Origin of the sequence: Caballeronia sp. DA-9, assembly GCF_051615025.1 — a bacterium.
Taxonomy (GTDB): Bacteria; Pseudomonadota; Gammaproteobacteria; order Burkholderiales; family Burkholderiaceae; genus Caballeronia; species Caballeronia sordidicola.
The window spans coordinates 148,109-161,021 of record NZ_CP195135.1 but is presented as its reverse complement, the minus strand read 5'-3'; the positions used below and the strand labels follow the sequence as shown (position 1 = coordinate 161,021).

The window sequence follows — 12,913 nt, the reverse complement described above, 5'->3', positions numbered from 1 at the left end:
CAGTGACAAATCTGACCTAGCGACTTGACTTCAAGTAACGATAATATACAATCGTAACTCTTTTTGATTGAGCAGACGCATGTCCTCCCCAACGTTAAAACGCCAGGTGTTGTCAGCAATGTTGCTTCCGGTCTTTGCCTTGGCCGGGTGCGCAGTCGGCCCGAACTACGAGGCGCCGAGCGTCCCGGCGTCGTCGGCTTTCAAGGGAGGCTCAGCGGTCAATGAACGCGCCAGTGCGCCAGCGCCGGAGTTGTCGCGATGGTGGACAGGCTTCAACGACCCAGTGCTGAATCGTGTGGTCACAACGGCGCTTGCGCAGAACCTGACGCTTGCGCAGGCAACCGCTCGAGTCACGCAGGCAAGAGCCTCGACGCGGGCTTCCCGCGCGGCGCTGTTGCCTGCAGGCCAGTTGAATGGCCAGGCCGCAGGCGCGCATCAATCGTTGGAAGACCCTTTAGGAAGAGTTGAGAATGCGCAACCTGGCTTCGATCGCAACTCGGGGCTCTACCAAGCAAGCGCGGGTGCGACTTGGGAACTCGACGTATTCGGCGGTCTTAGGCGAAGCGCCGAGGCAGCACAGGCCGACTATCAAGCGGCGCAGGCATCGAGCATAGCTGCACGGTTATCCGTGATTTCCGAAACCGCTAACACGTACGTTCTGGTACGGACGATACAGGCGCGCATCGCGTTGGCTCGGGAGCAAACGGCAACGCAAAGCAGACGCGTCGAGCTCGCGCAAATACGATACGGCAGGGGCGTCGCACCTGAGCTGGAGCTGCGTCAGGCGCAAGGCGAGCTTGCCACGACCGCGGCCACCATTCCTGCCTTGGAAACGGCACTCGTATCGGCGCGCAATGGTCTCGACGTCTTGATGGGTATCGAACCGGGTACCGCTGACGAGGCGCTGGATTCCCCGCGGCCGATTCCGCAGCCACCGGGAATTGAGACCGCCGGAGGTCCGGCTTCTCTGCTGCGTCGACGGCCGGACGTGATTGTCGCCGAGCGGCATCTGGCTGCATCGAATGCACGGATCGGCCAGGCGCTATCCGAGTACTATCCGAAGATTTCCTTGTCCTCGCTGGTTGGGTCCGCTACGACGGTTGCCGGGAATTTCTTTACGGGCGACGCTGTGCTCGCTCAAGGGGCTGCCGGACTGAGGTGGCGCTTGTTCGACTTCGGCAGGGTGGATGCGGAGGTTCAGGCGGCAAAAGGGAAAAACGCGGAAGCACTGGCCGCTTATCGTTTGAGCATCCTTCAAGCCACCGCCGACGTCGAAGACGCCTTTTCGTTAGTGGTCAAGCGTGAGGCTCAAGAACAGCAACTGGCGTTAGGGGAAACTGCGCTAACCAGGGCGCGCGTCTCGGCACTGGCGGCCTATCAGGCCGGGTCTGAAAGTTACTTGCAGGTGCTGGATGCGGACGATCGATTGCAGCGTGTCCAGGACGCGCGAATCGTCGCTCAGTCCGATGCTGCACGCGCCGCTGTTGCTTCCTTCCTAGCATTGGGAGGTGGCTGGGACGAATAATCTCAAACTCGCGGATTGCTTTCTGGTCCCGATGTGGCATGGTGGGACGAGGTAAAATGCGTGCCGGGCGCGCTATATTTCGCGATCGATCGCATGCGATTGCCCGGCGGGCCGCTGAAATTTGACCGGTCGTCTTTCTTAATGCAATGCCACTCGGCAAGTGAAGGATATGGCAGAGTTCATCGGAACAGCTGACAGCGCACCTACTGGTCAACGAGGACCCGCAGACCATGAGCGACGTGCTCAAATCCTTAAGGCGGCCGACGAGCATTTTCGGCACTATGGCTACTCGAAGACAAGCGTCGCCGCTCTTGGACGTGCAATTGGTGTGTCGGCCGCGTATATCTATCGCTTTTTCGATTCCAAGCAAGCGATCGGCGAGGCAATCGTCGCACACGTCTTGAGCGAAATGGATGCAGGTCTGCTGGAGATCGCCGAAGGACCGGAGCGCGCCACGGCCCGCTTGCGTCGGTTGCTCGCGACCATGATGCAATGTAGTTGCGACCGATTTCTGAAGGATCGTAAGGTCCACGAGATCGTTACCGTCGCGATGGAAAACAACTGGTGCGCCACTGTCGACCATCAGGCAGCGGTGGAGAACGCAATTCGTCGGGTGATCGTAGATGGTCGAAAGTCCGGAGAATTCGAGAAGAAATCCCCAGTGGATGAAATATGCAGCGCGATCGTAGCGGCGTCGATGTGTTTTTCGCATCCCAGATTGCTCGAATCGGAGCCAGCCGAGGAGCTCGATCGCCGTTTGAACATTGTGACGAGCCTGGTGCTTCGAAGCCTTGCTCTTTAGCCCGGGTAACAGTTCGAGTCTGAAGTCAATTACCAAGCGATTCAACAAAGCGGCTGGATCGCGCTAAGTTGACATAAGCTTTATTATCACTTTCAGTGGTATCTAAAGAAGTGTTGCGGATTTCGCCTCGCTGTCATGGATTCGACGCAACAGCTTCATATCATTTGGCACCTTTTTACCGTTGCGTCGATCGATGACTTTCCTCCAGTTATCGGATTCGCTGGTTCCGGGCCAACTGAGAAGCGTCACCCTGGTCGGTGAGTCTGCAATTCCACGATATTGGGCCAACGTCTGGCTGATCATGTCGATGGGCCATCTGGCCGAATCGACCCAAACTGGCAAGCTTCGGTACATCGAGGACCTTTACCAGCACGCGGACCGGATTCTGGGACCAAACGGTCTCGACGATGCGCTTGCTGGCGTCGATGATGGCGCGCTGGCCGACGTTCTTGAGTCGTGGTTTGTCTCGATCCGGAATCGGCCGCGAGCCACCCGAGCCGACGAGCTGCGCTGGCATGCCGGCCTCGGGTTTGTGACGGACGTGGTGACATGGCGTTCCAAGAGCCGAATTCCGGATGATCGCCTGCGAGCCATCGAGGCGCGCTTGCACAGGCTTTCGACCTTATACAGCCAATTGCATGTGCGGAAAACCAGTCAGGTTGAAACCGTCCGCTCATTGCCAGCATCCGTCGTGGAGGCGCTTTACGATCTGCTGGACCCGGAGTCGAGTGGGAATCCGTTCACGCGTGCGAAGACCCGCTGGCGCATTTACATCGCCTTCGTGCTGATGTTGCATCAAGGACTGCGGCGTGGCGAGTTGCTGCTGCTTACAGCCGACTGTGTAAAGTCCGGCTTTGACAAGAAAAGGCAAACACCGCGTTATTGGCTCAATGTGCAGGAGAACGAATATGAGGACGGCGAAGCCGATGAGACGATCGACTCGCGGTACTCGAAGCCAAGCATCAAAACAGTCCATTCTGTCCGACAGATTCCTGTCAGTGGGCTAACGGCTCAGCTGGTCCAGACCTACGTTGAAAACTATCGCGGCCGCCCGAGCCACCCCTTCCTGCTTAATTCATATCTTGGCAACCCGCTCGCGACTGAATCGCTGACAAAAGCGTTTCGCGAAGTCTCGAATGTGTTGCCGGAGCCGGTACGTCGTGAATTGAGCGATCGCTGTGGCAAGGATTCCGTTATGCCGCATGACCTGCGTCACACAAGCGCTGTCGTGCGCTTACATCAACTGCTGGATAGCGGTGACGCGATGGATGAGGCACTGCAGAAGATGCGAGCGTTCTTCGGATGGTCAAAGAAATCGTTGATGCCCTCACGCTACGCGCGGGCTGTGTTCGAGGACCGGCTAGCGGACGTGTGGAATGACAGTTTCGATGACCAGGTAGCGTTGCTACGCGCCATCCCGAAAGGGCTCTGACCATGCAAGTGCCCCGCAGCATCGGCGTTGCGGATGTCGCTCGCAAGGCCGGAGATCTGATCGCCGACGTGGTCTCGCGACTTCCAGCGCTTCCTCCCATCATCCGCTACTACGACGAATTTGATGACGCTACCCGCTCGATCACTTCGCCCGCGGACACTGTGGTATTCGAACTGTTGATATATGGGCGGCTGCACAGGCTGGACTTCGATCGTTGTCCAGGCGCATATGGCATGCTGGTGAAGCAGCTCTTCTTGTTTCTGCTAGGCAAAGGACTTCATGTCGTTTCCGCCTTCAAGGCAGCCAGTGGAGCGATGCACTTCTCGGTTCCCGAAGTCGAAAGGCTGGTCGACGCCGGCCCGCACAAAATCGGTCGTGAATGGGCCGTCATGCGCGCTCGCGACTTGCCTCAGGATGCGTACCGCTTCGGCAAAACACTGCTGCGGCTGCTGTGTGCCCACCGACTTTGCGGCTGGTCTCCGACGTATGAAGAATTTATACGCTCTTCCCTGCCTGGTCCTGCAACAGATTCGCACGCTGGAGTGCATTCTGGAGATGTCTTTCTATCGGTCGACGAAGAAGCAGCGATCGTGAGGCATCTGGACGAAACGGTTTCAGCTCTCACGTCGTCCGTGAGCGCACCTCCAGCACACGAGGACCTCTGCGACGCCGGCATGTTGCTGTGTGCCTATCAGTTTGCCATGCGTCCGATCCAGATCGCGATGCTGAGCATGAGAAATGTGCGTATCTGGCAGGATGCGCCGGATGGTCCGCCGACGGTGCATTTGACCTTCCATATGGCCAAGCAGAAAAGTACCTCAAAAAGAAAGCCACTCACGCGCCGGGTCAAGCGAGAATGGGCTCCGATCATCGTTGCGTTTAATGGTCACCGGCAAGCTGAAGGAGCTGCTGGTGCCGCTCGTTTCTTTGCTGTTCAATCGAACTACGAAGCGGGAGCGCGCATTGCCACGCTGGTGAGGAAACTGATCGGTTCTGATGATCTCGGTACGGCCATGGACCTGCGACATACAGCGGCCCAACGACTCGTTGACGCCGGTGCCAGTCACGAGGAGCTCGCCGAATTCATGGGCCATTCCAATGTGCGGACCGGGCTCGTTTACTACGAAACATCTGCCACTCACGCGGAGCGCGTCAACCGTGCACTCGGCGCATCGGACATATACCGACGCGTGGCGAAAATTGCACACGACCGGTTCATCTCCCCGGAAGAGCTCACCCTTCTTAAAGGTGAGCAACAGATCGCTGGTGTGCCTCACGGCATTCCGATTGCAGGTATCGGCGGATGTTCTTCGGGGCAACCTGCCTGCCCTTACAACCCGGTCACGTCGTGCTATGGATGCAGGAAGTTCATGCCCTTGCACGATAAGGCGATGCATGAGCACGTGCTAGCCGCCATGCGTGAAGTAGTGGTGTTCTTCGATCAGAGTTCTCGCGGCGACACCAGCTCGCCAGCCTACCTGCAACTGCAGCGCACGATCGCTGAAATACAGTCGGTCATCGAGGAACTGGAAGGCGAGAATCGATGAATCCACACTACTCCGCGTTCATCGATCTGGGCAAAGCGCTGGCCCATGAGAAAGGCCTGTCATGGGACATGCCTCTCGACGAAACAGGCGCCGCATGCGACGGCGTCGGCTGGAATCTTACTGTCATTGCCGGCGACGTACCGCCACCGACCCATTACCTGCGAGATCTCGGACCTGATGCGAAGGCGCTCGCGATCATCAATGCGGAGCGCGCTGAGCAGGGCCTGGCGCCACTGCCCCGGCGCCCTCTCTCGCCGGCCTGGCAGGACCTGATCAAGGCATCCGTTACCGAACAGTTACTGTTCAAACGGAACACCACCGGACATGTCATGCAACACATCGCGCGCCCGCTCCGGGTGGTTGCAACATGCGTGGAAAAGGATCCTTGGCAGCTAACCGTTGATGATCTCCGTATCGCGATCCGCATTGGAGCAGCGATACAGGCCAGCGGCAAGCTTGGCGATCTGGTCGCCGGTATCGTCAAGGTGATTCTTGATGCCCAGCACCTCTGCGATGTGGGGCAGTTGTATCCGTCGCTAGACAGTGCGCGCATGCGTACGAAAAGCGTGATCAAGGCGAAACATACCTGGTCGCAGGACGAGTTGCGCGCCGACCTGGAGGCACGCAAGCGCAAGGAGCGGCTACCCGAACGCCGGGCGTTCTGGGAACTGACCCGGATCGTGATGACCGAGAGCCCGCGGACGTTCATGGACGATCTGCGGTTCGCCGCCGTGCGGACAATGATCGTGACTGGCATGCGTGCGGGCGAAGCTGCCCTGTTGCCGGTCGACTGGAAGCGCGAGCGGACGTATCTGGACTCAAAGGGGCGGCCTGCCGGCGAAGCCGGTGGAATCTCAACGTCGCTGATGGCCCGGCACTTCGCGGAAAAGCAGCAGGACGACGAGTCGGACAGCCGCTTCCTGCGTGAAAACACCCAGCCTGTTCCCGACATGTTCCGGGCTCTGCTGACTGAGACGCTTGACCACATCGCGAAGCTCACAGATCCGCTACGCGCGACGCTGAAGCTGCAATGCGAGACAGGGCGTCTGCTTCCGTGGTACCCGAGCGACGGCCTCGTGCCCATCATCGAAATCTATACGCGGTTGATGGGTAACCCGTTCTGGCTGGACATCAAACGGGAACCGTTCATTGAGCGCTACCGGCAGGAATTCGATCCGGAGGTGCTGATTGAGTTGTATCGTCACCAGACGGAACGGTATCTGCACGGTCCGGTCGGACTTGATATGGCGGTCTACAAGTTCGGAAGCAGACTACTAAAGAAAATGCGGGACGGACACACTACCCTTCGCGTCCGCCGTGCTGACGGTAGGGCCATCGGGGACCGACAGCGTGCGGGATGGCATGACAGCTATCTGAACATCGGCGAGCTTGAGGAGCATATCCGTTCGGCGACCCCGACGAAGGTCTCTGATATAACACCGCTGCCGCTTGCGGTCGGCGTGGTGCAACCGTGGGAGTTTCTGTTCGTTCAGCCCAAGCGCTCGCTCGCCGAGGAGCGCAACGACGGCGTTTGCGACGTGACCCGCTACATGGCGGTCAACCGGCCTGATCCTACGTTCATCGGACAGGCGCTCGGCGACTCGAAGGACCTGCCGTCGCTGTTCGAAAAATACGGACAGACCGACGAAGACCGTGCCTTGAAGATCGAGTCGCACATGCTGCGTCATCTGCAAAACACCGAGCTGTTCCGGCTGGGCGTCGCCGACACCATCATCTCGAAGCGCTTCAACCGGCGCAGCGTCGCACAGAGTTACGAGTACGACCATCGCAGCCTCGCAGAAGATTTGGACCAGATCGAGATCCCCCAGGACATCGAGATCATGCTCGGTGAAAAAGCCAGCACGGTTGCCAGGCTCATCAAGGGCGGCAAGGCCAATGGCCCGATCGTGGACGCGTTCCGGCGCATCCAGGCAACAGAGGGCGACACTGCCGCGTACGAGTACCTGCGCGCCGAAGCGGACGGTTTCCATGTCACACCGTATGGGCATTGCCTGAATTCATTTACGGTCGATCCCTGCCCCAAACATCTCGAGTGCTTCGCGGACTGCCGCCATCTGTCGGCCACCGACCTGCCGGAGAACCGGCAGAACCTGATCCGGCTCGAGGGCAAGTTCAAGCTTGCCCTTGAGTCGATCAAGGCTAGACCATCAACCAGCATCGGCTGGCAAAACCAGCTTGACCACGCAGAAAAGCGCTTGGCCGGCGTACAGAAGCTCCTCACGACGCCACCAGGAGAACGTCCCTTCCCTGATGGCCCGGACCTGTCACAGCCCCGGGAACGTGGAGTACTTGATGACTAAACCGAACGAGATTGCACCGTCCAACGACAACGAAATGCGCGAGATCCTCGAAACGTTGCTGGCCGATGACGCAGACATTACGGCACGCGCCGTCGCCCGACTGCACCCGTCCATCAATGCCGCATCATCTATCACGCGCAGTGAGCCACGAAGCAAGTTGCTCGCTGAATATCAGCAGCGTCAGGCGGAGTATCGGCGCTGGCGCGCTCGCGTTGCGAAACGGTCCGGCGCAGACACGGCAACATCACTAGCCGACAAGAATATCCGGATCGCAGAGCTCGAGTCGACCGTTGAGTTGCTGACGGCATCGCACCTCGCCATGCTACGCGCCGTTGGTGAACTGGGTGGCTTCAGCACGTGGGCGAAGTTCTACGAGCCGTATCGGGAAGCACGAGACAAACTCGCCGAGCTTGGTGCGCTGCCGGAGGCGGCAGTGTCTGCGATGTCCCCGGACTCTCGCGTCGAGCCGGCCCGTGGCCCGGCGAAGAAGCGACGCTGAGTTCTTGGTCTAGCGCTATAGCGGTATGCTAACGGTTGTCGAACGCTTTGCCACGAAATGGCTGAGCCTCGCGGCTGGCGCCGCCCTCTCCCGAAAGGAGTGTCACATGTCCTACTGCCCGTTCTTCCAGACGCTGCATGATGAAACTCGTCCCGTGGGCCATCTCGGCCGGGGAAGTCACTACTCCGTTCTGCGAGTACCGACGTGGCACGATGAGCTGTTGAATCCGCTCCAGAGCGCCACGTTTCTTGACTTCGCTATTGTCTGGGATGAGGACCACGACGAGCGGATCATCGATGCGATTCTGATCCTTTACCTTGGTGGCCTGCTGGCTCCGGTTCGATTCATCGGGGAACGAAAAGGTGTGCTCTCGATACTCCTGGCGCCGGCCGTCATAGACGCGTGGGATGAGCCGACTTTGCAGCGTTATCGTGACGATGTTGAGAGCGTTTGCACGAGCCTTGAGGATCCGTGGACGGCGGAAGTGAACAGCATTGATAGCTCGCTACATTCAATCATCCACGCGGCACCCGAGGACGTCGCCACATATCTGAAAAACATCGACATGCTGTGGCGACTCGGGACCAGAGCAGCCGGGGATCAATATGCGTGAACGCAACAACCACCAAGCATGTCGTGTCGGCGATGAGCCACGGGTGTTGCGTCACTACGCGCTTGGGCGCGCAACGCTGGGGTGCTCTTCGTTAGCGCAACAGCACTTCGACAAATACTCTGCGCCTGTGGATAACTTCGACCTTATAAATAAAGGAAGAGTCGAAGAACAGACCTTCGCAACACCACGCCCTAGGTGCCAAGAATCAACGTTTGTTCGTTGTCCTAAGTACCTTACTTGACCTCGACTCGCTTAACTCTCTTCGTTGAACGACTGGCTATTGCGGGCGTATGGATATTGCAGTTCTTTGTGCACAAACATGACTTGTGATTCAGAATGAGTGTCATTGAACAATGGTTTTAGGATGTCCCGGATGCGCATGCAGAAAAAAGATACCCTCCCAAGTAAGGTTTGTGCGAGTTGTGGCCGCACATTCACATGGCGCAAGAAATGGGAGCGCGATTGGAGCAGCGTCAAATACTGCTCGGATAAATGTCGTAGTGCACGCGGCACAGCTGTGAGGTGATCCTCTTTTTGTAGCCGTTGTACTGACACTTAATCCGCAAAGATCAACAACTTTCGGTTGGTGTTGCGAAATTGCTTAAAAGTATCGGCAGTGTTTCCAGAGGTCCTCACCATGGGTATGGCGCCTCAAGTTACTTTTTCGAAAGCTTATCTTGGTAAAGTACCGCCGCAACGGCGCAGACACTGTCGTTTTTGTCCCGAAGCGCCGCTATGGATGCGCCAAATTCCATGGTTTCGGATAATTTTTCTGAGCTGTGATTGGCGACGACTCGCTCTACGGCAGCCGGCAAAGAGGACAAATCGTTGATTGATTCGAAGTCGCCAAGTCCTGTCACCATCGGATTGTCAGAACCGCCGAGCATCGAGCGTACGTCCGTTTTGTACAGCACAAGCGGTTTGCCGGAGTGCCACGCGAGCGTCGCCTCGACGATTGTTCCCTCATCGGGTACTCTGCCGTTCAAGTTCGCCACAACGACATCGCAACATCGGAGCAACTGATAAGTGTCCAAAGCGAAGATCGCTCTATCAATAATCCTCGCCGCTTCGCTGGGCGATGCGCCGCATTGTTCCAACGCAGGCTTGATCTGAGCAAACTCTAACCCGTCGCGATGCGGAAGAAAGGTTGAAAAGCCAGACAGCTCCAGTGTGCTGGCAATGCTGTCCATCTCAGCGCGCTCGCTTGGGTTAAAAAGCGGACCCGCGCAATAAACTCGTAACATGAGCAATTATCTCTCGGCAGTCAGACAATCTGTTAAGGCGGAACCTGATTGATGTGAGACGTTGTATGCCACTTAAGCTACAACAAATTTGTACATCAAAAGCGCTCTCAGGAAAATAGATCGGCCGCATATAGTTGCAGGGCCGTTCTGGCATGAGAAAATGGGCCCGTCGCGAACAAAGCCGATCTTTCGTACCGCATCGGGCCCGCGAAGTATCATCGGTTGCGAAACGCGCCGCTCATTTGATTTCGTGGAGTTCCGTCATGTCCGTCAGTCAATGCGCAGCTTGCAAAGCCACCGTGCCACAGTACGACACCATCCATACTGGAAGCGACGAGCACAGCGACCGATTGCTGTGCACCGCCTGCTTTAACCGCGAAATGGCAAAGCACGCCGGCATCGACAATTTTGATCAAACAAAGTTTGAACCGATGCACCTGTCGGACGCCAGCGGAACTGTTCACGAGTTTCGTTTTCGAAGTCTGTTGTTTGGCGACAAACTCTCTCTGGAGGCATTCGGCGCGACTAGCGAGAATCAACCATCAGGCTACCGGTTTCAGGTTCTTGGAGATGCGGAAGCGGATCAATTTGTTTTGCTTGGAAGGCTGATTGAAAAGATGCGTCGTTTGCTTGCGGTTGTACACGTAAGAGATGGTGATCTCGGGTTGCAAATTGTCGACGAGACAATCCGCGGCAGAATCGAATGGGACGGTGACGAGCATTCGCGTATGCCGTGCGTCGTCGTAGATGGGCGCCGTGTTGAATGGGACGAGCTCGGGCGCATGCTAATGACGTTTGAAGGATGGCAGTTCAAGCTCGAACTGTGCGATCCAAGTGACGAAATCTGAGATGGGGGCTTCCCGCAACAATCCCGATCGCTGTCAGGTAGATTAGACGGTTCGTATCTTGACTCCCGTGTAGCTTAATTGCTGAGCCCAGCAAGCGCATCAGGACCGCCAGCGAACACTGCGTACGCCCTTCCCAAGTATGTCGTCGACTCATCCTTAAACGTTGGGCCCCGCGTCACGAGGTTCGACATCTTGTATCTTTAATGGGCGCTGCCTTCGACCCGGTAACATCTGGCGCCAACAGCAGCACAGAGAGAGTTGAATCCTGAGGACGGGTTCTTTCCCTATAGTGAAGCCGCTGTAGGTACACCGTCGCCCTATAATGTGGAAATTGTTAGTGATTTGACGACCGGGAGCCCCACTTTATGAGTCAACCACACGGGCGATACTCTGGATCTCGAGATAAGGGCCAGCATCAATCGCGCCAACAATCAGATGCAACATCGCGCCGACCGAACAAGCCGTACATTAAAGCGCCGCCGGCAAGAGACCCGGCTCATACGGCATCCATCTTCAAAATGCGTTCGTTTAAATTGCTGGTCGATGCAGTGGGCGCAGAAAACATTGCACTCGGACTCGACTCTAATTTAACGCGCGTAGCCGAATTGGTGAATGGCGAGAGGTTTACGCCCGAGACAGCTTTTCACATGGAAACGACGCTTGGCCTGCCGCATGGTTTTTTCGATCAACCCAATCCTGTCCTCACATCTGAAATCGTTGCGCGCTTAAGGTCGCCCCTAGACTTTATTCACGCAAACCTTGAACCGGAATCGGCGTACGTGGAAGTGATTCGGCCAGCTCCTTCTACACAATTCAATCACCACCCTACCCTTACTGATCATCCGCCCGGAGACCCGGAAATGCCAAAGAAAACAAATGGCGGGTCGCATAAGGCCGTCGCGAAGAGCAACACGACTGCTGCAAAGCCTAGCAAGGTAACGCCACCGCAGACGGTGCCTGGGAAAACGAAAGCGCCATCCAAGTCGGCGGCTCAGCAATCGCTTCCGTTGACCGATGTCGCTGCTTTGGAAAAGATCCGTCGCGCTAACCTGCACGTGCTCACAGCCCGCAAAGGATCAAAGGTGCGGCTCGGCGCGGTGATGGGACTAAGCGACTCGAACATGGCCAATCGTTTTTATGGGCAAAAGCGCTTGGACGATGCTGAAGCGAACCGGTTCACGGAACGCCTCGGTCTGCCCACTGGCTGGTTTGACGTTCCCCGGACAGAAACGGACATTCCCAAGTCGGTGTCGGAATTGCTGATCCCCTCGTCGGCTCATCACGCGGGCACTCAGGAAGAGCTGCAGCCTTTGGCCGAATCCAAAACGCCGATGGCGAAGACGCCTGCGAATACTAAAGCGCGGAAGGCGGACGCTCGAATCGCCAAGATCGATGGTGCGAGTGGCACGGGCCATCCGACAGGCGTAGCCTTTGAGACGGAAGCGGTCGTTAAGCCCGACTATCAAGCCGCCCCGTCCGTCGCCGAATCGGCCGTCCTGAAACCCGTCGATAGTAGCGTCTCGTCTTCCCCCGCTCTTCAGGAGTTTGCAGCGCCCGCTGAAGCGCAAGGCAGCGGGCAGCCGTACCGTCTTATACCCGCGACCAGTCTGGACGATTTGCTCGGCATTGCACCAATCGCGGAGGCGCTGCTCAAGACGCTCGCGGGCAAGGCACGTACCGGTCGCCTGGACGAATTGAAAGCGTTGGAACTGTTACGGCAAGCCGTATTGCTTTGACCTGATTCGATATGGCACTTGATCTCACCGGTCGAACGTTTGGCAGGCTCACCGCGATAGCCCGCGAGGACGGCTCTCGTTGGCGGTTCAAGTGCGCATGTGGCGTCGAAAAAGTGCTCGAGGCTCGTAGCGTAAGGTACCGCAAGACTCTGTCATGCGGCTGCTTGCGCCAAATCGACATTGCGCCTGGCCATCGCTTTGGCCGCCTCACTGCGTCCCACTACGTGAACCACGGCAAGAACGGCGCGCGCTGGCTTTTCCAGTGCGACTGCGGATCCGTGAAGATTATCGCGTCCAGCTACGTAAGGAGTGGCCTGCGAGCTTCCTGCGGATGCCGCGCTCCGGC

Annotated in this window: 11 protein-coding genes; 10 read left to right on the top strand and 1 reads right to left on the bottom strand. The window is 57.5% G+C overall.

Annotated features, from left to right (window positions below):
• Positions 1-118 precede the first annotated feature (118 nt).
• The 8 genes from ACRWA7_RS35070 to ACRWA7_RS35035 all read left to right on the top strand — a co-directional run bounded on the left by ACRWA7_RS35070 (position 119) and on the right by ACRWA7_RS35035 (position 9,265).
• Positions 119-1,525 carry an efflux transporter outer membrane subunit gene (locus tag ACRWA7_RS35070; RefSeq protein ID WP_438397236.1) on the top strand — a complete coding sequence of 469 codons (1,407 nt, stop codon included), beginning with the start codon at positions 119-121 and terminating at the stop codon, positions 1,523-1,525.
• Positions 1,526-1,694: 169 nt separating this feature from the next.
• Complete coding sequence (locus tag ACRWA7_RS35065) at positions 1,695-2,327, top strand: TetR/AcrR family transcriptional regulator (RefSeq protein WP_438397235.1); 633 nt, start codon at positions 1,695-1,697, stop codon at positions 2,325-2,327.
• Positions 2,328-2,520: 193 nt separating this feature from the next.
• Positions 2,521-3,759: a site-specific integrase gene (locus tag ACRWA7_RS35060; RefSeq protein ID WP_438392302.1), complete on the top strand. Its 1,239-nt coding sequence runs from the start codon at positions 2,521-2,523 to the stop codon at positions 3,757-3,759.
• 2 nt (positions 3,760-3,761) lie between these two features.
• Positions 3,762-5,306 (top strand): site-specific integrase, encoded by a 1,545-nt coding sequence (locus ACRWA7_RS35055; protein ID WP_438392301.1) that lies wholly within the window; start codon positions 3,762-3,764, stop codon positions 5,304-5,306.
• A complete protein-coding gene (locus ACRWA7_RS35050; RefSeq protein ID WP_438392300.1) occupies positions 5,303-7,627 on the top strand; it encodes a hypothetical protein in 2,325 nt (774 codons plus the stop codon). The genes ACRWA7_RS35055 and ACRWA7_RS35050 overlap by 4 nt, the downstream gene beginning before the upstream one ends.
• The gene (locus tag ACRWA7_RS35045) at positions 7,620-8,126 is read left to right on the top strand and encodes a hypothetical protein (RefSeq protein ID WP_438392299.1); all 507 of its coding nucleotides are present in this window, start codon (positions 7,620-7,622) and stop codon (positions 8,124-8,126) included. The genes ACRWA7_RS35050 and ACRWA7_RS35045 overlap by 8 nt, the downstream gene beginning before the upstream one ends.
• A 106-nt stretch (positions 8,127-8,232) precedes the next feature.
• Positions 8,233-8,739: a hypothetical protein gene (locus ACRWA7_RS35040; RefSeq protein WP_438392298.1), complete on the top strand. Its 507-nt coding sequence runs from the start codon at positions 8,233-8,235 to the stop codon at positions 8,737-8,739.
• 373 nt (positions 8,740-9,112) lie between these two features.
• Positions 9,113-9,265, top strand: coding sequence for a DUF2256 domain-containing protein (locus tag ACRWA7_RS35035; RefSeq protein ID WP_082771563.1), 153 nt, complete (start codon positions 9,113-9,115; stop codon positions 9,263-9,265).
• Positions 9,266-9,395: 130 nt separating this feature from the next.
• Here ACRWA7_RS35035 and ACRWA7_RS35030 read toward each other — a convergent pair whose 3' ends face one another.
• Positions 9,396-9,929 (bottom strand): nucleoside 2-deoxyribosyltransferase, encoded by a 534-nt coding sequence (locus tag ACRWA7_RS35030; protein ID WP_438397233.1) that lies wholly within the window; start codon positions 9,927-9,929, stop codon positions 9,396-9,398.
• A 317-nt stretch (positions 9,930-10,246) separates the two neighbouring features.
• Between ACRWA7_RS35030 and ACRWA7_RS35025 the strand changes: the two genes are divergently transcribed.
• Both ACRWA7_RS35025 and ACRWA7_RS35020 read left to right on the top strand, forming a co-directional pair.
• Entirely contained in the window at positions 10,247-10,831 is a 585-nt protein-coding gene (locus ACRWA7_RS35025) for a DUF7713 domain-containing protein (protein WP_438397231.1), read from the top strand.
• A 365-nt stretch (positions 10,832-11,196) separates the two neighbouring features.
• The gene (locus tag ACRWA7_RS35020; protein WP_438397229.1) at positions 11,197-12,567 is read left to right on the top strand and encodes a hypothetical protein; all 1,371 of its coding nucleotides are present in this window, start codon (positions 11,197-11,199) and stop codon (positions 12,565-12,567) included.
• Positions 12,568-12,913 lie beyond the last annotated feature (346 nt).